A 22,004-nucleotide genomic window follows, 5' to 3' on the forward strand; every position below is an offset into this window, starting at 1 on the left:
GAGACATTCCCCTCCCTTTTTGGGTGGGGTTTGGGGTGGGCCGCGAGCGCAGCGAGCAAGAGGAAGAGCGCCGCCTTCGGCGGCTACCCACCCCCCAGCCCCTCCCTAAAAGGGAGGGGAGAAGAACGTCCGCAATCGACCGATAACGGACATTCGAATTTTTCCACGCGGCCTAGAGCAGCCCCATCGCACGAAGGCTGCGAAAGTCCGCTCCGCCGATGATGATATGATCGTGGAGGGTTATGCCGAGCTTGGCCGCGGCGGCGGCGATATCGCGGGTGATCGCGATATCCTGCCGGCTCGGTTCGGGGCTCCCGCTCGGGTGGTTGTGGACGAGGATGATTGCCGACGCGCCGAGTTCGAGGGCGCGCTTGATGACCTCGCGAACATAGATCGCCGACTGATCGATCGACCCCTCGCTCGCCAGTTCGTCGCGGATCAGCATGTTGCGCGAATTGAGATAGAGGACGCGGACGCGCTCGACATCGATCGGGCCCATGTCGGCGCGCAGCCAGTCGAGCAGCGCATCCCAGCTGGACAGCAGCGGCTTGTCGCGAAATTCGCCCTTGAGCATCCGCAGTCCCGTCGCCTGCACGATCTTCAGCGCCGCGATCGCGCCTTCGCCCATGCCGTCGACGCGGCGCAGCGTATCGGGATCGGCGCTGATCAGCTGCGCCAGCGAGCCGAATTCGCGGAGCAGCGCCTTCGCCAGCGGTTTGGTGTCGCGGCGCGGGATGGCGAGGGCGAGCAGATATTCGACCAGTTCATAGTCGGCCAGCCCCTCGGCATCGCCCAGCAGACGCGCGCGCAGCCTGGCGCGGTGGCCCATATGATCCGGTGTGTCGCTGTCCCCCATGATGGGGGGAATAACCGCCTTGTGGGGCGCACTCAACGGTCATAGAAAAAGGATGGCAGCGATCCGGACCAATCTCTTGCAGCGAAAGGGGTTTTCCGGCGTTGCCACCCAGAATGGGGTTCGGACCAGAGGGCGAGAGATTTATAGCGTCATGACGTCATCGGCCGTTTTCCCGTTTCCGCGCTGTCCCTCATCGTCGGCACCGTTATGACTGAACCCGATGGGCAACCACGCAGGCTGCGATACCGGACCTTGCTGTTTAAAAAGCGCTGGCTGACCGCCGGTGCGGTGATCGTGCTGGTCGCCGGTGTATGGCTGGGGCGCGAACCGATCGCTGACCGGTTTATTCGCGAAGAGCTCGACAGCCGCGGCGTGCCGGCCAGTTACCGGATCGACCATATCGGCTTTCGCAGCGAGCAGTTGTCGAACGTCGTCATCGGCAACCCGGCGCGTCCCGACCTGACCGCGAAAAAGGTCGAGGTCCTGCTCGGCTATGGCTGGTCGGGGCCGTATGTTTCCGAAATCCGCGCCGATGGCGTTCGTCTCTATGGCCGCTTTGCCGAGGGGCGGCTGTCGTTCGGCACGCTCGACAAATTTCGCGATCCGACAAGCACGGACCCTTTTGCCTTGCCCGATCTGTCGGTGGCGCTGAAGGATGCGCGGGCACGGGTCGAAACGCCGTGGGGCGATATCGGGGCCGCGCTGAACGGTGGCGGCAATTTACGTACCGCCTTTACCGGCAAGCTCGCGCTGGTCGCGCCGCGTATCACGGCGGCAGGATGCCACGGCGATGACGTCAGCTTCTACGGCACCGTTTCAGTGCGCAACGTCCGGCCGACCCTCGTCGGACCGTTGCGCGGCAAGAGCCTGCGCTGCGCCGACGGCAGCGTCACAGCCACATCGCCGCAGGTCGCACTCAATCTCTCGCCATCGGAAAATCTCCAAAGCTGGAAGGGGACGGCCGACGCAAGCATTGCGAAACTCGCCGCGGGGCCGGTGTTTGCCAACCGGCTTGGTCTGATCGCGCGCTTCGACGGAACGGCTCAACAGACGAAGCTGGAGATCGAAGCCGAGATGGCGCGCCTTCGCAGCGACGATTTTGCCGCCGAAACCGTGGATCTCGACGCCAAGGGGCTGTTCGGCACCAAGGCGCCGCAACTTGCCGGGCGCATCACCTTCGCCAGGGCCAGCGCCAGCGCGGCGATGCGCCGGTCGATTGCCGAGGGTGGGCGAAACTTGGCGGCGACCCCGCTTGGCCCGTTGGCGGAAAAGGCGGCGCAGGCCGTGTCGCGCATGCTGGCTAATACCGGTGGCAGTGCCGATTTCGCGCTCGCTGGCGAAGGGCAAGCCGCGCGCGTCGATGTCGTTGCGCTACAATTGACGAGCACAAGCGGCGCGCACCTGAGCGGCGACGATGCCAGCCGAATATCCTATCTCTGGGCCGCGCCAAGGCCAGCCTTCCTCGCGGCGGGGCGCTGGACCTTTGGCGGCGGCGAATTGCCGTCGGGGGTCATCGACCTCGACCGGCGCGCCGATGGCGCGGTGAGCGGGCTCGCGCGTCTCGATCCCTATGCTGCCGGCGCCGCACGGCTCGCGCTGACCCCGGTGCGCTTCGCGGGCGAACCCAGCGGCCTGCTGCGTTTTGCCACCAGCGCCGAACTGTCGGGGCCGCTTGCAGACGGACGTGTCGATAAATTATCGCTACCGCTGGCCGGCGTGCTCGCTCCCACCGGCGCCCTTGCGTTGAACGGCGGATGCAGCCGCGTCGGCGCCGAGCGGATCGATGTCGGCGGTTTCCGGCTCGGCCGAAGCGCAATCGATTTGTGCAGCCGCCCTGGCGCGCCATTGTTAAGCGCCGGTCCGAGTGGGTTAAGCGGAGATATTCGCGTGCCCGCCATCCGGCTTCGCGGTGCCAGCGGCACCTCGCCTTTTGCCTTCGACAGCGGACCGGCGCGGATCGACCTCAAATCGATGCGCTGGTCGCTGGCGCGCGCGGATGCCCGGCTGGGCGAAGGCGAAGGCGTAACCAAATTCGCCGCAGATATGATTACCGGCGGCGGCACCGCGAAGGGAATGGCGGGCAATCTCGCCGGCGCGAGCGCCAGGATCGGCGTCGTGCCGCTCGATATGAGCGAGATCGACGGGAAATGGCGCTGGGTCGATGGCGCGCTATCCCTCGACGGCGGGCTGGTGCTGACCGATTCGGAACCCGACGCGCGCTTTTTTCCGCTTATCAGCCGCAACGCCAATTTGCGCTTCGCGGGCGGCGTGATCGATGCGACGGCCAGCCTCGACGAGCAAAAGACCGGCACCCGGGTCGTCGACACGGTCATTCGCCACCGGCTCGCCGACGGGACTGGCTCGGCCGATCTCAAGGTCAGGGAGTTGCGGTTCGGCGACAAATTCCAGCCCGATCAACTGACGCGGCTCGCCCTCGGCGTCGTCGCGAATGTACAAGGCTCGATCGTCGGCGATGGGCGTATCGACTGGTCGCCGGGCGGCGTCACCAGCCGCGGTACCTTCGCCACCGCCGACACCAGTCTCGCCGCCGCGTTCGGTCCGGTGACCGGTTTGACGACCACGCTCACCTTCGACGACCTCATCGGGCTCAAATCGGCGCCGGGGCTCACCGCGCAGGTCAAGGAGATCAACCCGGGTATTCCGGTGCTCGACGGGACGATCGAATATCGTTTGCTCGGCGATAACAAGGTGCGGGTCGAGGGCGGCAGTTGGCCTTTTGCTGGCGGCAAGCTGCTGCTCCATCCAACCACGCTCGATTTCAACGCGACTGAACCGCGCCGGTTGTCGTTCGACATCGTCGGGGTCGACGCCGCGGTGTTCCTGCAGAATTTCGGCTTCGACAATATCAACGCGACGGGCAAATTCGACGGCACGCTGCCGGTCGAGTTCGGCGGGCTGGGCGGACGGATCGTCAATGGGCGTATCGATTCGCGCGAAGGGGGCGGCACGCTCGCCTATGTCGGCGAGCTTTCGAATCACAATCTGGGCACGATGGCCAATTTTGCCTTTGGCGCGCTGCGCAGCCTCAAATATGATGACCTCACGATCATTCTCAACGGCGACCTGGACGGCGAAATGGTGACCGATATCCGCTTTGGCGGCGTGGGGCAGGGCGAAGGGGCCACGCGCAATTTCCTGATCAATCAGATCGCGAAACTGCCCTTTGTCTTCAATGTGAAGATCCAGGCCCCCTTCCGCCAGCTCGTGACTTCGGCCAAGGGCTTTTACGATCCGACGATCTATATCGAACAGAATCTCCCTGCGCTGATGCAGGCGCAGGAAGACGCCAAAGCCGCCGCAGCACAAGCATCCATTCCCGTTCAGCCCCCAGCAAGCGAGCCCGTGCAATGATGACAGCAACTGAAGAAGCGAGGAGGCAGGGCGTCGGCGGTCGGTGTCTGGTGGTGATGATGGGAATGGTCGGCTTGGCCGGCTGCGTCCAGATCGATACGCCCGACAAGCCGATCGAGATCAACCTGAACATCAACATCCGCCAGGAAATCGTGTACAGGCTGGATGGTGACGCCAAGAAGCTGATCGAACAGAATAGCGAGATATTCTGACAGGGAATGATGACGATGATGAAATCTATCAAGCATGGGAAGCCGACCGCGCTGGCGCTGGTCGCCGTTGCGGTGACCGCCGCAATCGCGACTCCATCGGCCATGGCCCAGCGCAACCCCGCCTACGAAGCCGCGCGCGCGGCGGGGCAGGTCGGGGAACAGCCCGACGGTTATCTCGGCTACGCGTCGAGCCCGACCCCGGCGGTGCGGGCGATCGTCGACGACATCAACATCAAGCGCAAGGCGGCCTACACCAGTGGTGCGCCGCAGGGCAGCACGGTTGAACAATTCGCTTTCGTGACCGGATGCAATCTGATCGCCAAGACCAAGCCCGGCGAAAAATACAAGGCTCCCGATGGTAGCTGGAAGACCCGGGACGGCGGCGCGCCGGTGCGCGATTCGCGCTGCCCCTGATCGATTTGAGCAACAAGGGCGCCTGCGGGCGCCATATGCCGCCGCGCCCCTAAACGCGGCGGCATTTTTGCGCGCCCGGGCCGCGTCATTTTTGTGCACCTGCGAGGCGTGATTTTTGTGCACCTGCGCACAAGCATTGACTTCATCGGGCGTCGTTCCTAAACGGACCGCGCCTTAGGGGTCCCCCGATTTTTCGGGCCTTTTTTCGCAGGCAGAATCGGGGGTTTCCGGCTCTGTTTCAGAAGGATGGCGCAAGATGACGGGGAATGGCAGCGATCCGAAACCAGCTTCGGAGGATTCGCGCTTGGTCTCGCTCGAAGAGCGATTGGACCGGGCCGAAGCCGCAGAAGCGAAACGGACCGCTGTTAACGGCGGACCGGAGACCGATGCGAATTACAAGCTCGGTAATCGCGTTCTGGCCGAACTGTTGGGCGGTATCGGTGGCGGCGCGCTGGTCGGTTGGGTAATCGACCGCTTTGCCGGCACGGCACCTTGGGGCCTGTTGGTGGTGCTGTTCCTTGGAATAGTCGTTGCCTTCAGAAACATATTTCGGATTGCGAACGTTCGGCCTTCGAAGCCGGACTGACGGGGATTAAGGCGAGGTATCGCGTGGCGGATCAAGGTAAAGTAGACCCGATGCACCAGTTCGAGGTGCAGAAGATGTTCGACATGTTCCATGTCGGCAATCATGAGGTTGCCTTTACCACCAGTGCGATGTGGATGGTGATCGCCGGCCTGCTGTTGTGGGTGTTCATGATCGGCGGGATGAAGCGTCAGCTCGTTCCCGGTCGCTGGCAGGTTGCTGTCGAGGGCTTCACGGGCTTCATTTCGGGCATGATGAACGCCAACATCGGTCCCGAAGGGCGCAAATATACGCCCTATGTCTTCTCGCTCTTCATGTTCATCCTGATGCTGAACGTCATCGGCCTGATGCCGTTCGGTTTGTTCGGTGTGCATCCCTTTACCGTGACGAGCCATTTCGCGATCACCGGTTTTCTCGCGATCCTGAGCTTCTCGATCGTCCTGATCGTCGGTTTCTGGCGCCACGGCCTGCATTTCTTCTCGCTGTTCGTGCCGCATGGTACGCCGTGGTGGCTGCTGTGGCTGATCCCCGCGATCGAACTCGTGTCGTTCATGGTTCGCCCGTTCAGCCTCGCTCTCCGACTGTTCGTCGCGATGACCGCCGGCCACGTCCTGATGAAGGTGTTCGCATCGTTCATCATCGACGGCATTGCCGCTGGTCCGGCAGTCGGTCTTGGCGTCGGCATCCCCAGCATGGCGCTGATGGTCGGAATCAGCGGTCTTGAACTGCTGGTGGCGGGCATCCAGGCCTATGTGTTCGCGCTGCTCACGTCGCTCTACCTGAACGACGCGATCAATCTGCACTGATATTTCAACTGTATAATCAACGTTTTTCCCAAGGAGTATAAAATGGACGTTCAAGCTGCTTCGCTCATCGGCGCCGGTCTGGCCGCTATCGGTGCCGGTATGGCCGCCATCGGTGTGGGCAACGTCTTCGGTAGCTTCCTCGAAAGCGCGCTGCGTAACCCGGCTGCTGCCGACGGCCAGCAGGGCCGCCTGTTCATCGGCTTCGCGGCTGCCGAACTTCTCGGCCTGCTGTCGTTCCTGATCGCGATCCTGCTGTACCTCAAGGCAGCCTGATTTCGTCGGCGGGTCTGGCCATCGGGCCGGACCCGCGACTGCTTTCCTCTTCCGGTTCGAGATAATCCATGCCTCAAATCAGCCAATTCGCTGAAAGCTGGTATGCCGCATCCCAGATTTTCTGGGTGCTGTTGACCTTCGGCTTCGTCTTTCTGGTAATTGGCCGCGGGATGCTGCCGAAAGTCGAGGCGACCGTCGACGCCCGTGATCGCAAGGTTGCGGATGATCTGGCGGCGGCGAAGGCCGCACATTCGGCGGCCGACCAGATCGAGGAAAGCTATCGCCAGCAGAGCGACGCAAGCCGTGCCGCGGCCCAGAAAGCCGTTACGGAAGCCAAGGACAAAGCCGCGCGTGACGCCGAAAAACGTCTCGCAAAGGTTGAAAGCGAACTGGCGGAAAAGCAGTCGGCTGCGGAAGCGGACATCGCCGCGGCGCGTACGTCGGCAATGGCTGAAATTGAATCGGTCGCTACCGAAGCGGCAAGCGACCTGGTCGCCAAGCTCTCGGGGGTGAAGGTTGCTGCGGCGGACGCCAAAGCGGCGGTGAAGGCGGTGCTCCATGGCTGATTTCGGACTGTTTCTTTCGGAAGCCGCGGCGGAAGTGCATGCGGAACCCATGTCGTTCGGTTTCATCGACGCCACCGTCTGGGTTTCGATCGCGATGGCGATCTTCATCGCGATCCTGCTGTGGAAAAAAGTGCCGGCGATGGTTGCTGGCATGCTCGACAACAAGATCGCCGAGATTTCGAAACAGTTGGGCGAAGCCGAACAACTCCGCCTCGACGCCGAATCGCTGAAAGCCGAATATGAGGCGAAGCTCGCCGATGCGGCAAAGGAAGCCGACGAAATGCGTGCCCGCGCCGATGCGGAGGCTGAAGCGCTGGTTGCCAAGGCCAAGGCCGACGCCACCGCGCTGATCGCTCGCCGCAAGCAGATGGCCGAAGAACGCATCGCGGCCGCCGAAGCAGGCGCCCTCGCCGAAGTTCGCGCCGCAACGGCCAAGGCCGCCACCGAAGCCGCGGCCAAGCTGATTGCCGAGAAGCACGACGCCAAGGCCGACAAGGCGCTGGTTGATCAGGCCATCGCGGGCGTCGCCCAGAGCTGAAGCCGGCGACATTGTTGACGCAAAACGCCCGCGGAAATCCGCGGGCGTTTTGCTATCCGGGATCGGAAATGGGAAAAGCTGTGACGGCTAACGACCGTTAATAGCCGTTCCCATCGTGGACCCGGCGCAAGCCGGTATACGTCAGGAAAGCAAGAACGTCCGCTCACCACCCTTTTATTCCGGGTTCCGGCTTTCTGCCGGGGCTGCCACACCGATCAATATCTGATCATGATCCGCCGCGCGAGCGCGGGCGAAATGCTGTTCACCAGTTGAAGCAGCTTGACCATCCCGGCGTTGACCTCGCTTCTGCCGGTGCGGATGCCGTGGACGATTTCGGCAGCGCAATCATGCGCGCTCATCTTCTTGCCCGCGCGGCCCGCGGTCATGTTGGTTTCGACGACCGGCGGCAGCGCCTCGATCACGCGGACATTGCTGTCCTTCAGCAAATGGCGGATCGCCTGGGTGTAGCTGCGCAGCCCCGCCTTGGTCGCGCAATAGATCGATCCTCCGGCGCGCGGCGCGATGGCGAGCCCCGAAGTGACGTTGACGATTGCCGCTTCCGGCTGGGCGCGGAGGGTCGGCAACAGCCGGGTGCAGAGCGCGATCGGCGCGTCGAGGTTGGTCCGGATGCAATGCGCCGCGCTCTCCAGCGTCGCGAGGTCATCGAGTTCATATTCGCTGCCGACACCGGCATTGTTGACGAGCAGCGCCAGCGGCTTTCCGGATACCCCGTTCACCACCGCATCGACGCCCGCGGGCGCCGAGAGGTCACCGGCAATCGTCCCGAAGCCAAGCCCGGCCATCGCCTGCAATTTGTCCGCCGAGCGCCCGCTAACGATCACGTCGGCACCCGCCGCCTGCAATTGCAGCGCGATCTCGCGCCCGATCCCATCACTGCCGCCCGTAACCAGCGCGAGTTTGCCGTGTAGCTCCAAAAGACCCCTCCTATGTCGTTTTACCTCCGACACTATGGCGACACGCATCACCTTCGCCTACATGCAAAATCATGGTTCGCCCCAATGCTCCCGACCGATTCAACGAAGAGAAATCCGTCTATGTCGTCCGCGGCGGCGGCGAGGACGGCGACAAGCCCGACCTCGAGCGCGGTGCGGGGGTCATTCGCGGCGTCGTCAAAAGGCTGCCGGTCCGGGCCGGCGTCTATCGCATGCTCGATGGCCGCGGCGATGTGCTGTACGTCGGCAAGGCACGCGCGCTGAAGAACCGCGTCACCAATTATACACAGGTCGCAAAGCTGCCGCAGCGATTGCAGCGCATGGTGTCGCAGACGCGTGCGATGGAGATCATCACGACGAACAGCGAGGCCGAAGCCCTGCTGCTCGAGGCTCAGCTGATCAAGCGCTATCGCCCGCCGTACAACGTCCTGCTGCGCGACGACAAGAGTTTTCCGTTCATCCTGTTGCGCATGGACCATGATTTTCCGCGGGTGCAGAAGCATCGCGGCGCGCGGCGGGCCAAGGGGCGCTATTACGGGCCGTTCGCAAGCGCGGGGTCGGTCGCGCGGACACTCAACGCGTTGCAAAAGACGTTTTTGCTCAGAAGCTGCACCGACAGCTTCTTCGCCAATCGCTCGCGCCCATGCCTGCTTTACCAGATCCGGCGCTGCTCGGCGCCGTGCGTCGATCGCATCTCGAAGGACGAGTACGCCGGCCTGGTGGGCGACGCGCAGGACTTCCTTGAAGGCCGGTCAACCGCGGTCCAGAAACGGCTGGGCAATGCGATGACGGTTGCGGCCGAGGCAATGGACTATGAACAGGCCGCGGTGCTGCGCGACCGGCTGAAATCGTTGACTTTCATCCAGGGCAGCCAGTCGGTGCACGCCGACGGTCTGGGCGATGCCGATGTGTTCGCGCTGGCAGCGAAGGGCGGCCAGCTGTGCATCGCGGGCTTCTTCATCCGTGGGGGGCAGAATTGGGGGCATCGCAGCTTCTTTCCCGCGCATGTCGCGGGCGTTCCCGAAGACGAAGTGCTCGAAAGCTTCCTGATGCAATTCTACGAGGGCGTGCCGCCGCCGAAACTGATCCTCGTCGACCGCGAGCCTGCCGAATGCGCGCTGCTGGCCGAAGCGTTGGGCGCGGTGGCCGAACGCAAGATCGAAATCAGCGTCCCGCAGCGCGGCAACCGGCGGCGCTTGCTGGAGCAGGCCGTACGCAACGCGGGCGAAGAACTCGACCGGCGGCTCGCCGAAAGCAGTTCGCAAGCGAAGCTGGGGCGTGAGCTCGCCGACCTGTTCGACCTTGAAAATCCGCCCCAACGGATCGAGATTTACGACAACAGCCATATCCAGGGTACCAACGCGCTCGGCGCGATGGTCGTCGCAGGCCCGGAAGGCTGGATCAAGGGCGCCTATCGCAAGTTCAACATCAAGCGCGCCGAGACGATGCCCGGCGACGATTTCGCGATGATGCGCGAGGTATTCCAGCGCCGTTTCGCACGCGCGATTGAGGAGGATCCCGAACGCACCAAGGGCGAATGGCCCGACCTGGTGCTGATCGACGGCGGCAAGGGACAGGTGTCTGCCGTGTCGGCGGTTTTCGCCGAGCTGGGGATCGACGATCTGCCTTATGTCGGCGTCGCCAAGGGGCCCGACCGCAATGCGGGGCGCGAGACCTTCTACTATCCTGACGGCCGCGAATTCACGCTGCCCCCGAATAACGCGGTGCTGTTCTATATCCAGCGGCTGCGCGACGAGGCGCATCGCTTCGCGATCGGCGCGCACCGGCAGAAGCGCGCGAAAGCGATGGGATCGTCACCGCTCGACGAGGTGCCGGGGATCGGCCCGTCGCGCAAGAAGGCGCTGCTGATGCATTTCGGCACCGGGCGGGCGGTGCGCAACGCCAGCCTCGAGGATCTGCGCAAGGCGCCGGGGGTCAGCGCGGCAGTCGCGCAGGCGGTCTATGATTTCTATCATCCGGGAAGCTGAGGGAGGAACGACGATGGATTTCGCAGCCATGATGCCGCTGGCGGCGACGCTGGGGGTGACGATCCAAGAAGGCAGCAACGAACGCGTCGCGGGTAAGCTGCCGGTGCGTCCCGACATCTGCACCGCGGGTGGCATCGTCCATGGCGGCGCCATCATGGCCTTTGCCGACTGTCTGGGCGCGGTCGGTGCTTTCCTGACCCTGCCCGAAGGCGCGAGCGGGACGACGACGATCGAAAGCAAGACCAATTTCCTCGGCGCCGGTCCGGTCGGATCGCTGCTGGTCGGGGAAGCAACCCCGGTGAAAATCGGCAAACGACTGTCGGTATGGCAGACGCGCATCCGCACCGGGGAGGGCGCCGAGGTCGCGCTGGTCACGCAGACGCAGATGGTGCTTTGGCCAGCCTGACCACCGACGCGATCGTCTGCTCAGTGCGCGCGCATGGCGAGCATGGCGCGATCTTGCGCGCATTGACGCCAGAAGCCGGGTTGGTCGCTGGTTATGTGCGCGGCGGGCGCTCGACGCGGATGCGCCCGATATTGATCGCGGGCAACCTCGTCGCGCTGGAACTGCGCGCGCGGACGGAGGAGCAACTCGCCGGGGCGACCGCCGAACTGCTGGCGAGCCGCGCACCGCTGCTCGCCGAACCGCTGGCCGCTTCGGCGATCGACTGGGTCACCAGCGTGACCGCGGCGATCCTGCCCGAAAGCCAGCCCTATCCTTTGCTGTACGCCGCCTTGTCGGCGGTGCTCGACGCGATCGGGGTCGCGCCGTCGGCGCGGCAATGGGCCGCGGCGCTGGCGCGATATGAACTGCTGCTTCTTGCCGAACTGGGCTTCGGGCTGGGCCTCGACGAATGTATCGTGACGGGAGCATCGGACGAGTTGGCCTATGTCAGCCCGAAATCCGGCGGCGCGGTGAGCGTGCGCGCCGCGGCGGGTTATGAAGAGCGGCTGCTTCGCTTGCCGCCGTTCCTGCGCGGGCGCGACGGCGACCCGTCGCTTGCCGATGTGCTCGACGGCCTTGCGATCACCGGCCTCTTCCTCGACCGCGACCTGCTGGAAGGGCGGAACCGCGACCTGCTTGTCGTAAGGGCAAGATTGGTCGATCGACTCAATAGGGCGGTTGCGTGATGGATCGTCGCTGCCTAGAGCGTCAACGTCAAACCAAGGCCACCTGCTGCTTCCGTTTGTGCTGAGCTTGTCGAAGCACCGTCCTTTTCGCTGACGGCGCCGAAGAGAAGGGCGGCCCATCGACGGGCTCACGGCGAACGGCGTATGTGAACGGAAGGGCAAGCGTTGAAAATCCTGCTGCTGGCTGGCGACGGTATCGGTCCGGAGATCATGGCGGAGGCCGAGAAAGTGCTGACGGCGCTTACCTTGCCGGTGACGCTCGACCGGGCGCTGGTCGGCGGCGCGGCCTATGAGGCGACGGGGCATCCGCTGCCGCCCGAGACGCTGGAAAAGGCCAAGGCGACCGACGCGATTCTTTTCGGCGCGGTCGGCGATCCGCGCTTCGACAACGTCGAGCGGCACCTGCGCCCCGAGCAGGCGATCCTTGGCCTGCGCGCCGAACTGGGACTCTTCGCCAACCTCCGCCCCGCGAAGCTGTTCCCCGGTCTCGAAGACAGTTCGGCGCTGCGTCCCGAGGTCGCCGCGGCGATCGACCTGCTGATCGTCCGCGAACTCAACGGCGACGTCTATTTCGGCGAGAAAGGCATGCGCACGACCCCTGACGGGCAGCGCGAAGGCTATGACATCATGTCGTACAGCGAGAGCGAAGTGCGGCGTATCGCGCACGTCGCCTTCCGTGCAGCGCAGGGGCGGGCGAAGCGGCTCTGCTCGGTCGACAAGGCCAATGTGCTCGAAACATCGCAGCTATGGCGCGATGTCGTGATCGAGGTCGCCGCGGATTATCCCGACGTGGCGCTAAGCCATATGTATGTCGATAATGCCGCGATGCAGCTGGTGCGCAACCCGGGGCAGTTCGACGTCGTCGTCACCGGCAACCTGTTCGGCGACATCCTGTCGGACCAGGCATCGATGTGCGTCGGATCGATCGGACTGCTTGCCTCGGCATCGCTGAGCGAAGGTAGGCAGGGTCTGTACGAGCCGATCCACGGTAGCGCGCCCGATATCGCGGGCCGAGGTGCAGCCAACCCGCTGGCGATGATATTGTCGCTGGCGATGCTGCTGCGCCATTCGGGCGGTGACGAAGCGAGCGCGGCGCGGATCGAGACGGCGGTCGCGAAGATACTCGCCGACGGTTGCCGCGGCGCCGATCTGGGGGGCAATATGGGGACGGCGGCATTGGGCGATGCGGTTGTTTCGGCTCTGAAAAACTAGCGAGACGGATAAGATAATGAAAAAGACCACGGGTTTCGATCGTAGCAAGACGAAAAGCTGGCATCCCGCAACGCAGGCGGTGCGCGGCGGCACCTGGCGCAGCGAGCATGGCGAGACCTCGGAGGCGCTTTTCCTGACCTCCGGCTACACCTATGACAACGCCGAGGAAGTCGCGCGACGTTTCGCCGGTGAAGAACAGGGTATGACCTATTCGCGCCTGCAGAACCCGACCGTCGCAATGCTCGAAGAGCGCATCGCGCTGATCGAAGGTTCGGAGGCATGCCGCGTCCAGGCGACGGGCATGGCGGCGATGACGACAGCCCTGCTATGCCAATTGTCGGCGGGTGACCATATCGTCGCGGCGAAAGCGGCGTTCGGCTCGTGCCGCTGGCTGGTTGACCATCTGTGTCCGCGCTTCGGTATCGAGACGACGGTCGTCGACGGGCGCGACAATGACGCGTGGGAGCGCGCGATCAAGCCGAATACCAAGGTCTTCTTCTTCGAAACCCCCGCCAATCCGACGATGGATATCGTCGACATGAAGCATGTCTGCAGCCTCGCAAAGGCGCATGGCATCACCTCGGTGGTCGACAACGCGTTCGCCACCGCGGTGCTCCAGCGCCCGATGGACTTTGGCGCCGATGTCGTCGCCTATTCGGCAACCAAGCTGATGGAAGGGCAGGGCCGCGTCCTCGCCGGTGCCGTCTGCGGAACCGAAAAATTCATCAACGACGTGCTGCTGCCGTTCCAGCGCAACACCGGACCCAATTTGTCGCCGTTCAACGCGTGGGTGGTGCTGAAGGGGCTCGAAACGCTCGACCTGCGTGCGCGGCGCCAGTCGGAAAACGCACTGGCGGTCGGCAAGGCGATCGAGGCGCGCGTCGCGCGGATGCTCCACCCCGGACTGGCCAGCCATCCGCAGCATAATCTGGCGATGAGCCAGATGGACGCGTGCGGGCCGATTTTTTCCTTCGTTCTGGACGGCGGACGCGAACAGGCGATGGCGTTGCTCAACGCGCTCGAGCTTGTCGACATTTCCAACAATATCGGCGACTCGCGCAGCCTGTGCTGCCATCCCGCATCGACGACCCACTATGGCGTCAGTGCCGAAGCGCGGGCCGACATGGGGGTCGTCGAGGGGATGCTGCGGATCAACATCGGGCTCGAGGATCCACGCGACGTGATCGCCGACCTGGACCAGGCATTGACCAAGGTCGGGCTTTAGGCGACTCTGGGATGGAGATGATCGACTCCTTTTTTCCTTTTTCCGCGGCCACCGGGTCGATCACGGTGCGCGTGTCGGTCAGCTATCTTCCCGAACAGTCGCACCCCGCTCTGGGCCGCTGGTTCTGGGCCTATCATGTCCGGGTCGAAAATCATGGCGAGCTTGCGGTGCAACTGCTGACCCGCCATTGGCGGATCAGCGACGGGCGCGGACAGATCAGCGAAGTCGAGGGCGAGGGCGTCGTCGGCGAACAGCCGGTGATCCAACCCGGCGCCGCGTTCGACTATGTATCGGGCTGTCCTTTGCCGACACCCGAAGGATCGATGGTGGGAAGTTATACGATGCAAATGGGCGATGGTTCGGAAATGCTGATCGCGATCCCGCATTTTCCACTTGTGGCGCCTGCGACCGCGTCATGAAGCGCACGCACCTGCCCTTGAACGCTTTGCGCGTTTTCGATGCCGCTGCCCGGCATCTCAGCTTTACGCGCGCCGCCGACGAACTCGCGGTAACCCCCGCTGCGGTCGGACAGCAGATTCGTGCGCTCGAGGACATGCTCGGCGTCGTGCTGTTCCGCCGCACGCCCAAGGGGCTCGAACTCACCGGTGAAGCGAATGCGGGGCTCGACGCACTGCGCCAGGGCTTCCTGCAGTTCGAAGAATCGGTGCGCGCGATGCAGGCGGGACAGTCGTCGCAGTCGCTGACGATCGCCGCCCCGCGCGATCTCACCGCCAAATGGCTCGCGCCGCGGCTCGCACGCTACAGCCAGCAGGCCCCCGACGTGCGCTTCACGCTGGTGTCGGCGGATACAGGCATCGACTTCACCGAGGCGAACCTCGACCTTGCGATCTTCTGGACCGACGGCACGGGCGAGCATGAAGGCATTGCACTGGCCGATGCGATGATGGTGACCGTGGCCGGTCCGGGAAGCGGCAGCGACACGCGCATCGCTTGGCCAGGCTGTCCGGTCGAGGACGGCGAGCCCGCATTGCGGCTCGGCGATGCCGGGCTGGCGATCGATGCGGCGGCGAACGGGCTGGGGCAGGCCAATGTTCCCGCCATGCTCGCCGAAGCCGATATCGCGTCGGGCCGCGTACGACAGGTGAGCGAGGCTTTTGCGGTCAAGCGCGGTTACTGGCTGGTCGCCCCGACGCCGCAATGGCGACAAGCGAAGGTGAAGGCACTGGTCGCGGCGCTGACTGCCTGACCCGCTATTTCGCGGCGAGCGCGAGCAGGCGGGTGACCAGTCCAACCATCTTGTCCGCATCGAGATTCGCCTTCGGGTCATTCCAGCTGGCGGTGACGACGAACCATTTGCCGTCGGCCTTGCGCTCGCCAAGCACGCTCATCGACAACACGCCATTTTCAGACCCGCCTTTGTACCCAAGATAGCGCCATGGCTCGGCTGCCGCCGGGCCGACGCCGTTGTTGATTGCCAGCACCGACATCACCGTGCCCGATTTGCGGGCTCTAAGGGCGACGAGCGCGCGCGCGATATCGTTCGGACTGGCGAACCATTCGAGGCTGTTGATGAAGCGCGGGCCATCGATGAAGCTGATCCCGTCAACATTGGCAAGGATCAGCCGGGCGCGGTTCGCATCGATCAGCTTGCGCTGAGCCTGATCATCACCCTCGATAAAGGCGGGTCGCAAGTCGCTGAAGTTATTTCCTTTCAGCGCGAATGCCTCGACCGTGGTCAGCAACGGAATGTTACGCGACGGGTCGCTGTGTCCGGCGGCACGGATCCGCGCTTCGATGCGACCGCGGCCGAGCAGATGGATCAACGTGTCGGTCGCACCATTGTCGCTGACCGATATCATCCAGTTCGCGAGCGTTTGCAGCGTGACGGGCGTCCCCGTCGGCCAATTGGCGGTGCCGGCAGAGGAAAAACTGGGGTGGGAGAAGGGGACGACGTCGCTCCAGCGCCGCTCGCCCGCCGCGATTTGCGCGCCGAGTTCGTCGAGGACATAGAGTTTGAACGTCGAACCGACGGCAAATTGCCTGTCGGCGTTGGCGGCAGCAAGCGGCCGAATGGTCGCGCCGTCGAGCTGGGCAACAAGGAATCCCGCGCTCCCCGGCAGGGCTGCGAGTTCCGCCGCGACGCGATCATAGCTGTCGTTCGCCATCCGGAAATCGGTGAGCTGCAGCCCGATCACCCGTTCGCCGGCATCGGCGCCAACGTCGAGCAGGACCGTCCCGACACCCTTTTCGAACCGAAATTGCAGCGTTCCCGATCGGCCGTTTTTGGACGCAAGCTGCTCGACCGCGACCGGGGGGCCATATTGCGCGATCAGGCTGGTGGTCATCGCCTTGAACTGCGTTTCCGGAATGGCTTGCTGGAACGATGGCGCGAAATAATCGGAAAAGGCGATCTTGCCGGCAAACAGGTCAACGAGTTCCGCGGCGCGTTTGTCGAAGGCGGTCGTCACCGCCGGCGCCGTTTCGGGGGACTGAAGGGCGTGCGCGGCGGACGGGGCGGCGAGCGCGATCGTCGCGGCGGAGGCAATTGAGGCCAGCAAGCGGTTCATATTGTTTCTCCTTCTGTCGCGCGCGGGGCGTCGTCGAGCTGATCGATCTGTTCGCGAAGCATGGCCGCCGCGCGCCGGTTGAGCAACCAGATGCCGAGAAAAACAAAGGCGGGAACGGCCGCGAAGACCACAAAGCCGACCATGCCGCCAAATCCGCTTGCCCTCGCTATGCCCGCCATAAAGACCGCCAGGCCGGGAAGCATCGGACCGAGATACCAGATCCCGACACTCGCCAGCATCCGCGCTTCGGTGGTAAGCTGGGTGTGGTAATAGGAGCGGACATCGGCCGCCTCAGCAGCGGGATCGGGCCGTGCGGTACGACGCGCCAACTGCCACGCCATCGCCAGGCCGCCGACGATGATGAGCAGGCTGCCGATCTTGAGCAAAGGTTCGGGCAGGATCAGCGCGTAGAGGCCGAAGATGAGCGTAACAAAGGCGGTCGCGACATATTCGCGGCGGTTGCGCTTGCCGATCGCGCGGCGAAACGCCGTGGCGCGCAGCTTGATTTCGGCGAGCGGCAAGGGCGCCGGCGCCGTATCGCTCTGCCGCCACAGGCTGCGCAGGCTGTCATCGTCGATTATGTTCGTCATCTTATGCCTCCCGACAGCGCAAAACGGCGCGTCAGCATGGACTTGAAACGGTGGATTTTCGCCGCGACAGCGTCGGGCGAGACGCCGGCAATCTCGCCGGTCTCCGCCGCGGCAACGCCTTCGAGATAGAGAAGCAATATCTGGCGATCGGGCGGGCCGAGCCGGTCGATGATCGACAGGATCAAGGCGGCCGCCTGCTCGCTCTCGACGCGCTCGAACGGCGTCGGATCCTCGGCTGCCAGTTCGACGTCCTCGATGCTCGTCCAGCGGTGGCGCATATGGCGGCGTCGCGTCATGACGTATGACGTCGCACGATTATGCGCGATGCGCCAAACCCACGTGCTGAGAGAACAGCGCCCGTCAAACTTCGCAAAGCTTTGCCAGAGCGCAACCTGAATGTCCTGATCGAGGTCGCGGCGCAGGTCGCCATCGGCCTCATAAGCTCGCGCAATGCGAGCAAGACCACCGCCGAAGCGCGCCATCGCATCCGTAAAAACCTGATCCTGTTCGGCTTCGGTCACCCGAAATCTCCAGCAACTATCGTCGTCTGGCTATTTAGTCGGCAGCGGCGGGACTTTCTGACGGGGCCGGTGTGATTTTTATCAGGCGTCGATCGCCGCCTCGTCGAGGCTCGCGGCGTTTGCCTGGATGAACTGGAAGCGATGCTCGGGATGCTTGCCCATCAACCGGTCGACAAGATCCTTGACCAGATGCCGCTCTTCATATTCCTGCGGCAGCATGACGCGCAGCATCGAACGCGTCGCAGGGTCCATCGTCGTTTCCTTCAATTGGTTCGGGTTCATTTCTCCCAGACCCTTGAAGCGGCCGACCTCGACCTTCTTGCCCTTGAACTGCGTTGCCTCGAGCTCGGCGCGGTGCGCGTCGTCACGCGCATAGGCCGAAGTGCTTCCTGCGGTCAGCCGATATAGCGGCGGCTGCGCAAGATAGACATGACCGCGCCGGACGATATCGGGCATCTCCTGAAAGAAAAAGGTCATCAGCAAGGTCGCGATATGCGCCCCATCGACGTCAGCGTCGGTCATGATAACGATCTTCTCGTACCGCAACCGGTCGGCGTCGCAATCCTTGCGCATCCCGCAGCCGAGCGCGAGCGCGAGGTCGGCAATCTCCTGATTGGCGCGGATCTTGTCGTTGCTGGCGCTCGCGACGTTCAAGATCTTGCCGCGGATCGGCAGGATCGCCTGCGTCTTGCGATCGCGCGCTTGCTTGGCGCTGCCGCCGGCGCTGTCGCCTTCGACGATAAACAGTTCCGTGCCTTCCGGGCCATTGTTCGCACAGTCCGTGAGTTTTCCCGGCAGACGGAGCTTGCGTGCGCTGGTCGCGGTCTTGCGCTTGACTTCGCGCTCCGCCTTCCGTTTCAACCGCTCGTCCATGCGGTCGAGGACGAGGCCGAGCAAGGCGCGGCCGCGGTCCATATTGTCCGACAGAAAATGGTCGAAATGGTCGCGTACGGCATTTTCGGTGAAACGCGCCGCTTCGGGGCTCGACAGCCGGTCCTTGGTCTGGCTCTGAAACTGCGGGTCCCGGATGAAGACCGACAACATCATCTCGCCGCCGTTGAAGACATCCTCGGCGGTAATCTGGGTCGCCTTTTTCTGCCCGATCAGTTCGCCGAAGGCGCGGAGCCCCTTGGTGAGCGCGGCGCGAAGCCCCGCCTCATGGGTGCCGCCGGCAGGGGTCGGGATGGTGTTGCAATACCAGCTGTAGGAGCCATCGGACCACAGCGGCCAGGCGATCGCCCATTCCGCGCGGCCCTGATCGCCGGGAAAGTCCTGCCGCCCGACGAACGGCTCGGCGGTCGCGCATTCGCGGGTGCCGATCTGTTCCTTCAAATGGTCGGCTAGCCCGCCGGGGAACTGGAAGACCGCCTCGGCAGGCGTGTCGTCGCCGATCAGCTCGGGCGCGCATTTCCAGCGGATTTCGACGCCCGCGAACAGATAGGCCTTCGATCGCGCCATACGGTAGAGGCGCTGCGGCTTGAAGCGGCCATGCTCGCCGAAGATTTCGGGATCGGGAACGAAGGACACGCTCGTCCCGCGGCGATTCGGCGTCGGCCCCAGTTCTTCGAGCCCGCCGAGCGGCGTGCCGCGCGAGAAGCGCTGGCGATAAAGCTGCTTGCCGCGCGCGACCTCGATTGCGGTGTCGACCGACAGCGCGTTGACGACGCTGACGCCGACGCCATGCAGGCCGCCCGATGTGGCATAGGCCTTGCCCTCGAACTTGCCGCCCGAGTGCAGCATCGTCATGATGACCTCGAGTGCCGACTTGCCCGGAAATTTCGGATGCGGATCGACGGGCATGCCGCGCCCGTTGTCGATGACGGTCAGACGGTTTCCGGCCGCAAGCTCGATTTCGATGCGGCTCGCGTGGCCTGCGACGGCCTCGTCCATGCTGTTGTCGATGACTTCGGCGGCGAGGTGATGCAGCGCGCGTTCATCGGTCCCGCCGATATACATGCCCGGGCGGCGGCGGACCGGTTCGAGCCCTTCGAGCACCTCGATCTGCGAGGCGTTGTAGCTTTCGGTCGCGGGGGCGGAGCTGTCGAACAAATCGTGACTCATGCACCGGCTATAGGGGGCGAGAAAGGCCGCTGGCAAGCGTGGTTTTCGCGGCAGCGGACGTATCGCGCCCGGGGCTCGGTTCATCGCATTTCGATGCCGGCGAGGAACTTTGGAATGACGCGGCGAGTTTCGCCCCCGACTGCAAAGTCATTCAAAAAGCGGAGTAAAAATAATGAAACTCACCTCTCTCCTCGCCGCTGTGGCGGTTGGCGCCCTGGCCGTGCCCGCCATGGCCCAAGAAACGACCGGCGGCGGTCGCGACACGTCGCAGGACTTCAACGGCCCCTATATCTCGATCGGCGGCGGCTATACCGTGCAAGGCAATGATCGCCGGGAAACATTGGTCTTCGATAATGATCTCGACGGCACCTATGGCGACACCGTCAATACGTCGGGCGGCGCCAACGCGTTTTCGCGCGGCTTCTGCAACGGCGCCGCGACCGGCACCGCCAATGTCGGCTGCCGCAACGACAAGGACGGCCCCGAATATTTCGGACGCCTTGGTTATGACCGGCGCATGGGCAATTTCGTCGTCGGCGCGGTGCTCGAAGGGGGCCGCAGCGAAGCGCGCGACAGCGTGAGCGGCTTTTCGACCACACCCGCAAGCTATACGATGAGCCGTGAAGCCGATTATCAGGCAGGCGCCCGCCTGCGTGCCGGTTATACGCCCGGCGGCGGCGCGCTTTTCTATGTCACCGGCGGCGGTGCCTACGCGCGGCTCGACAACAAGTTCACGACCACGAACAGCGTCAACAGCTTCGCCGACAATGGCAAGACCAATGCCTGGGGTTATTCGGCTGGCGGTGGCGCCGAAATCATGGTGACGAACCGCATCGGGCTTGGCCTCGAATATCTCTACACCGACGTGAAGGACGACGATTATACCGTCAATGTTGGTCCCGGCACCGCGCCGGCGACCAATCCCTTCCTGATCGAAGCCGGTGGAACCGATATTCAGCGGAGCGATCCGCACTTCCGGACCCACAGCGTGCGCGGGACCGTGAGCTTCCGCTTCTGACCTCTTGGGAGCGGGAAGGAGGCGTCGGGTCGAAAGACCCGGCGCCTTTCCTTATGCGGTAGCTGGCGCTGCAAACACAGCGAAATTACCGTTGGCACTGCTGACCATGCGGCCGTCCTGATACAGGCGCGCATCGACGTTCGCGATGCGCTTACCACGGTGCAGAACCTCGGCTTCGCACGTCAGTCGGCCTTCGCCGACGCGCACATGATAGTTAAACTTGATCTCCAGCGTCGCGCACCATTGCTCGTCGCCGAGCAGGCTGGTCAGCGCCCCGCCCATGGCGGTGTCGGCAAGCGAATAGGCGACACCGCCATGGGCGGCGCCCTGCGGGCTGAAATGGCGCGCAGGATCGATCTCGATTGCCATCGTGCATCGCCCGTCGCCACGCTCGACCAATTGAAAGCCGAGCATGCGCGCAAATTCAAACTCCTGCCCGAAGGGCTTCACCGGACGCGTGGTCCGCCGAACGGCGGGGGCGGGGGCGGGCGGCGCGTGCCGCGCGGCAGTTGCGCCTGATAAGCGCGGCCGCAATGCTCGACGCAATAGGGGAAGCCGGGGTTCACTGCTTCACCGCAGAAATGGAAGTCGGGCTCGCCCGGATGCCCCATCGGCCAGCGGCAGATGCGATCGTTGAGGTCGAGCAGGCTCGTCTTGTCGGCGATTTCAGGGCTCGGCTTCGCGGGCACCAGGCGGCGCGGCGGCGCGGGCGGGATCGGCGCCTGCTGGTCGCCGGGGCCTTGGCGGATGAAGCCGCCGGGGCCGATCGAAACGATGCGCGGGCTGTCGGGCTTCGGCGGCGCGGGGGCAGTGGTGCCTTCGTCATCCGATGATGCATCGATCACGGGTTTGGGTTCGGGGCGTACCGGCGCAACCGGGCGCGGTGCCGCAGGTGCCACCGCGCGTGGCGCCGGGGCAGGCGCTGCCGGCTTCGGCGTCGCCGGCGCCTTGGCCGGCTTCGCGACCTTTTCAGTGGCCTTGACCGGCGATGGGCGCGATTTCAGGCCGAGCCGATGCGCCTTGCCGATCACCGCATTGCGGCTCACGCCGCCGAGTTCGTCGGCGATCTGGCTGGCCGTCAGGCCCTTTTCCCACATCGTGCGCAGGCTTTCGATGCGCTCGTCAGTCCATGACATATATATTCCTCATCATTCCAC

At 64.1% G+C, this 22,004-nt stretch carries 25 protein-coding genes; 17 read left to right on the forward strand and 8 right to left on the reverse strand.

Annotated elements, in window-relative coordinates; all coding sequences use genetic code 11:
- Positions 1 to 172: 172 nt before the first annotated feature.
- Positions 173 to 829, reverse strand: coding sequence for a RadC family protein (gene radC / locus FHR22_RS07675; protein WP_425057427.1), 657 nt, complete (start codon positions 827 to 829; stop codon positions 173 to 175).
- 234 nt (positions 830 to 1,063) lie between these two features.
- On the opposite strand from radC, the gene FHR22_RS07680 reads away from it, so the two are divergent.
- The 8 genes from FHR22_RS07680 (at position 1,064) to FHR22_RS07715 (ending at position 7,620) form a co-directional block, all read left to right on the forward strand.
- The gene (locus FHR22_RS07680; protein ID WP_208417587.1) at positions 1,064 to 4,228 is read left to right on the forward strand and encodes an intermembrane phospholipid transport YdbH family protein; all 3,165 of its coding nucleotides are present in this window, start codon (positions 1,064 to 1,066) and stop codon (positions 4,226 to 4,228) included.
- A complete protein-coding gene (locus FHR22_RS07685) occupies positions 4,225 to 4,440 on the forward strand; it encodes a YnbE family lipoprotein (RefSeq protein ID WP_243853608.1) in 216 nt (71 codons plus the stop codon). The genes FHR22_RS07680 and FHR22_RS07685 overlap by 4 nt, the downstream gene beginning before the upstream one ends.
- Before the next feature lie 18 nt (positions 4,441 to 4,458).
- Positions 4,459 to 4,854 carry a YdbL family probable chaperone protein gene (locus FHR22_RS07690; RefSeq protein ID WP_166942483.1) on the forward strand — a complete coding sequence of 132 codons (396 nt, stop codon included), beginning with the start codon at positions 4,459 to 4,461 and terminating at the stop codon, positions 4,852 to 4,854.
- 256 nt (positions 4,855 to 5,110) lie between these two features.
- Entirely contained in the window at positions 5,111 to 5,440 is a 330-nt protein-coding gene (locus tag FHR22_RS07695) for an AtpZ/AtpI family protein (RefSeq protein WP_166940853.1), read from the forward strand.
- A 50-nt stretch (positions 5,441 to 5,490) separates the two neighbouring features.
- Positions 5,491 to 6,243, forward strand: a complete 753-nt coding sequence (locus FHR22_RS07700) for a F0F1 ATP synthase subunit A (RefSeq protein ID WP_166940855.1) — start codon at positions 5,491 to 5,493, stop codon at positions 6,241 to 6,243.
- 42 nt (positions 6,244 to 6,285) lie between these two features.
- On the forward strand, positions 6,286 to 6,516 hold the full coding sequence (locus FHR22_RS07705) for a F0F1 ATP synthase subunit C (protein WP_037515205.1): 231 nt from the start codon (positions 6,286 to 6,288) through the stop codon (positions 6,514 to 6,516).
- Positions 6,517 to 6,584: 68 nt separating this feature from the next.
- Entirely contained in the window at positions 6,585 to 7,082 is a 498-nt protein-coding gene (locus tag FHR22_RS07710; RefSeq protein ID WP_166940857.1) for a F0F1 ATP synthase subunit B family protein, read from the forward strand.
- Positions 7,075 to 7,620, forward strand: a complete 546-nt coding sequence (locus tag FHR22_RS07715) for a F0F1 ATP synthase subunit B family protein (protein WP_166940859.1) — start codon at positions 7,075 to 7,077, stop codon at positions 7,618 to 7,620. The genes FHR22_RS07710 and FHR22_RS07715 overlap by 8 nt, the downstream gene beginning before the upstream one ends.
- 215 nt (positions 7,621 to 7,835) lie before the next feature.
- Here FHR22_RS07715 and FHR22_RS07720 read toward each other — a convergent pair whose 3' ends face one another.
- A complete protein-coding gene (locus FHR22_RS07720) occupies positions 7,836 to 8,555 on the reverse strand; it encodes an SDR family oxidoreductase (RefSeq protein ID WP_166940861.1) in 720 nt (239 codons plus the stop codon).
- Positions 8,556 to 8,626: 71 nt separating this feature from the next.
- Between FHR22_RS07720 and uvrC the strand changes: the two genes are divergently transcribed.
- From uvrC to FHR22_RS07755, 7 genes are all read left to right on the forward strand, one after another.
- Positions 8,627 to 10,561 (forward strand): excinuclease ABC subunit UvrC, encoded by a 1,935-nt coding sequence (gene uvrC, locus FHR22_RS07725; protein ID WP_166940863.1) that lies wholly within the window; start codon positions 8,627 to 8,629, stop codon positions 10,559 to 10,561.
- A 13-nt stretch (positions 10,562 to 10,574) separates the two neighbouring features.
- On the forward strand, positions 10,575 to 10,967 hold the full coding sequence (locus FHR22_RS07730; RefSeq protein ID WP_166940865.1) for a PaaI family thioesterase: 393 nt from the start codon (positions 10,575 to 10,577) through the stop codon (positions 10,965 to 10,967).
- Positions 10,955 to 11,692, forward strand: a complete 738-nt coding sequence (gene recO / locus FHR22_RS07735; protein ID WP_208417588.1) for a DNA repair protein RecO — start codon at positions 10,955 to 10,957, stop codon at positions 11,690 to 11,692. The genes FHR22_RS07730 and recO overlap by 13 nt, the downstream gene beginning before the upstream one ends.
- 165 nt (positions 11,693 to 11,857) lie before the next feature.
- On the forward strand, positions 11,858 to 12,904 hold the full coding sequence (gene leuB, locus FHR22_RS07740) for a 3-isopropylmalate dehydrogenase (RefSeq protein WP_166940869.1): 1,047 nt from the start codon (positions 11,858 to 11,860) through the stop codon (positions 12,902 to 12,904).
- Between the two features lie 16 nt (positions 12,905 to 12,920).
- Entirely contained in the window at positions 12,921 to 14,129 is a 1,209-nt protein-coding gene (locus FHR22_RS07745) for a trans-sulfuration enzyme family protein (RefSeq protein WP_166940871.1), read from the forward strand.
- Between the two features lie 17 nt (positions 14,130 to 14,146).
- On the forward strand, positions 14,147 to 14,548 hold the full coding sequence (gene apaG / locus FHR22_RS07750; protein ID WP_208417634.1) for a Co2+/Mg2+ efflux protein ApaG: 402 nt from the start codon (positions 14,147 to 14,149) through the stop codon (positions 14,546 to 14,548).
- Positions 14,545 to 15,336 (forward strand): LysR family transcriptional regulator, encoded by a 792-nt coding sequence (locus tag FHR22_RS07755; RefSeq protein WP_166940873.1) that lies wholly within the window; start codon positions 14,545 to 14,547, stop codon positions 15,334 to 15,336. Before apaG ends, FHR22_RS07755 begins: the two co-directional genes overlap by 4 nt.
- Before the next feature lie 4 nt (positions 15,337 to 15,340).
- Here the strand turns inward: FHR22_RS07755 and FHR22_RS07760 are convergent, their stop codons facing one another.
- The 3 genes from FHR22_RS07760 to FHR22_RS07770 are packed head-to-tail and all read right to left on the reverse strand — an operon-like array spanning position 15,341 to position 17,669.
- Positions 15,341 to 16,657 carry a serine hydrolase gene (locus FHR22_RS07760; RefSeq protein ID WP_166940875.1) on the reverse strand — a complete coding sequence of 439 codons (1,317 nt, stop codon included), beginning with the start codon at positions 16,655 to 16,657 and terminating at the stop codon, positions 15,341 to 15,343.
- Positions 16,654 to 17,247 carry a hypothetical protein gene (locus tag FHR22_RS07765; protein ID WP_166940877.1) on the reverse strand — a complete coding sequence of 198 codons (594 nt, stop codon included), beginning with the start codon at positions 17,245 to 17,247 and terminating at the stop codon, positions 16,654 to 16,656. Before FHR22_RS07765 ends, FHR22_RS07760 begins: the two co-directional genes overlap by 4 nt.
- A complete protein-coding gene (locus FHR22_RS07770; RefSeq protein WP_243853662.1) occupies positions 17,244 to 17,669 on the reverse strand; it encodes an RNA polymerase sigma factor in 426 nt (141 codons plus the stop codon). Before FHR22_RS07770 ends, FHR22_RS07765 begins: the two co-directional genes overlap by 4 nt.
- Between FHR22_RS07770 and FHR22_RS22285 the strand changes: the two genes are divergently transcribed.
- Positions 17,565 to 17,843: a hypothetical protein gene (locus tag FHR22_RS22285; RefSeq protein WP_243853710.1), complete on the forward strand. Its 279-nt coding sequence runs from the start codon at positions 17,565 to 17,567 to the stop codon at positions 17,841 to 17,843. The two genes, FHR22_RS07770 and FHR22_RS22285, sit on opposite strands and share 105 nt — an antisense overlap.
- 6 nt (positions 17,844 to 17,849) lie before the next feature.
- Here the strand turns inward: FHR22_RS22285 and parE are convergent, their stop codons facing one another.
- Positions 17,850 to 19,829 (reverse strand): DNA topoisomerase IV subunit B, encoded by a 1,980-nt coding sequence (gene parE / locus FHR22_RS07775; protein WP_166940879.1) that lies wholly within the window; start codon positions 19,827 to 19,829, stop codon positions 17,850 to 17,852.
- A 172-nt stretch (positions 19,830 to 20,001) separates the two neighbouring features.
- Here parE and FHR22_RS07780 point away from each other — a divergent pair, with 172 nt between their 5' ends.
- On the forward strand, positions 20,002 to 20,847 hold the full coding sequence (locus FHR22_RS07780; RefSeq protein ID WP_166940881.1) for an outer membrane protein: 846 nt from the start codon (positions 20,002 to 20,004) through the stop codon (positions 20,845 to 20,847).
- 51 nt (positions 20,848 to 20,898) lie between these two features.
- On the opposite strand, the gene FHR22_RS07785 is transcribed toward FHR22_RS07780, so the two are convergent.
- Both FHR22_RS07785 and FHR22_RS07790 read right to left on the reverse strand, forming a co-directional pair.
- Entirely contained in the window at positions 20,899 to 21,261 is a 363-nt protein-coding gene (locus FHR22_RS07785; protein WP_208417590.1) for a PaaI family thioesterase, read from the reverse strand.
- Positions 21,262 to 21,293: 32 nt separating this feature from the next.
- Positions 21,294 to 21,983 (reverse strand): GcrA family cell cycle regulator, encoded by a 690-nt coding sequence (locus FHR22_RS07790; RefSeq protein ID WP_166940885.1) that lies wholly within the window; start codon positions 21,981 to 21,983, stop codon positions 21,294 to 21,296.
- Between the last annotated feature and the right edge of the window lie 21 nt (positions 21,984 to 22,004).

The organism is Sphingopyxis panaciterrae (assembly GCF_011762125.1).
Classification (GTDB): Bacteria; Pseudomonadota; Alphaproteobacteria; order Sphingomonadales; family Sphingomonadaceae; genus Sphingopyxis; species Sphingopyxis panaciterrae.

Excerpts from the sequence above, each read along its gene's own strand:
- FHR22_RS07685 (WP_243853608.1), top strand. The coding sequence starts at position 4,225 with ATGATGACAGCAACTGAAGAAGCGAGGAGGCAGGGCGTCGGCGGTCGG.
- FHR22_RS07690 (WP_166942483.1), top strand. The coding sequence starts at position 4,459 with ATGAAATCTATCAAGCATGGGAAGCCGACCGCGCTGGCGCTGGTCGCC.
- FHR22_RS07765 (WP_166940877.1), bottom strand. The coding sequence starts at position 17,247 with ATGACGAACATAATCGACGATGACAGCCTGCGCAGCCTGTGGCGGCAG.
- FHR22_RS07790 (WP_166940885.1), bottom strand. The coding sequence starts at position 21,983 with ATGTCATGGACTGACGAGCGCATCGAAAGCCTGCGCACGATGTGGGAA.
- FHR22_RS07705 (WP_037515205.1), top strand. The coding sequence starts at position 6,286 with ATGGACGTTCAAGCTGCTTCGCTCATCGGCGCCGGTCTGGCCGCTATC.
- FHR22_RS07780 (WP_166940881.1), top strand. The coding sequence starts at position 20,002 with ATGAAACTCACCTCTCTCCTCGCCGCTGTGGCGGTTGGCGCCCTGGCC.
- apaG (WP_208417634.1), top strand. The coding sequence starts at position 14,147 with ATGATCGACTCCTTTTTTCCTTTTTCCGCGGCCACCGGGTCGATCACG.
- FHR22_RS07755 (WP_166940873.1), top strand. The coding sequence starts at position 14,545 with ATGAAGCGCACGCACCTGCCCTTGAACGCTTTGCGCGTTTTCGATGCC.
- FHR22_RS07695 (WP_166940853.1), top strand. The coding sequence starts at position 5,111 with ATGACGGGGAATGGCAGCGATCCGAAACCAGCTTCGGAGGATTCGCGC.
- FHR22_RS07700 (WP_166940855.1), top strand. The coding sequence starts at position 5,491 with ATGCACCAGTTCGAGGTGCAGAAGATGTTCGACATGTTCCATGTCGGC.
- radC (WP_425057427.1), bottom strand. The coding sequence starts at position 829 with ATGGGCCACCGCGCCAGGCTGCGCGCGCGTCTGCTGGGCGATGCCGAG.
- FHR22_RS07710 (WP_166940857.1), top strand. The coding sequence starts at position 6,585 with ATGCCTCAAATCAGCCAATTCGCTGAAAGCTGGTATGCCGCATCCCAG.
- FHR22_RS07680 (WP_208417587.1), top strand. The coding sequence starts at position 1,064 with ATGACTGAACCCGATGGGCAACCACGCAGGCTGCGATACCGGACCTTG.
- FHR22_RS07760 (WP_166940875.1), bottom strand. The coding sequence starts at position 16,657 with ATGAACCGCTTGCTGGCCTCAATTGCCTCCGCCGCGACGATCGCGCTC.
- parE (WP_166940879.1), bottom strand. The coding sequence starts at position 19,829 with ATGAGTCACGATTTGTTCGACAGCTCCGCCCCCGCGACCGAAAGCTAC.
- FHR22_RS07785 (WP_208417590.1), bottom strand. The coding sequence starts at position 21,261 with ATGCTCGGCTTTCAATTGGTCGAGCGTGGCGACGGGCGATGCACGATG.
- FHR22_RS22285 (WP_243853710.1), top strand. The coding sequence starts at position 17,565 with ATGCGCGATGCGCCAAACCCACGTGCTGAGAGAACAGCGCCCGTCAAA.
- uvrC (WP_166940863.1), top strand. The coding sequence starts at position 8,627 with ATGGTTCGCCCCAATGCTCCCGACCGATTCAACGAAGAGAAATCCGTC.
- FHR22_RS07715 (WP_166940859.1), top strand. The coding sequence starts at position 7,075 with ATGGCTGATTTCGGACTGTTTCTTTCGGAAGCCGCGGCGGAAGTGCAT.
- FHR22_RS07730 (WP_166940865.1), top strand. The coding sequence starts at position 10,575 with ATGGATTTCGCAGCCATGATGCCGCTGGCGGCGACGCTGGGGGTGACG.
- FHR22_RS07745 (WP_166940871.1), top strand. The coding sequence starts at position 12,921 with ATGAAAAAGACCACGGGTTTCGATCGTAGCAAGACGAAAAGCTGGCAT.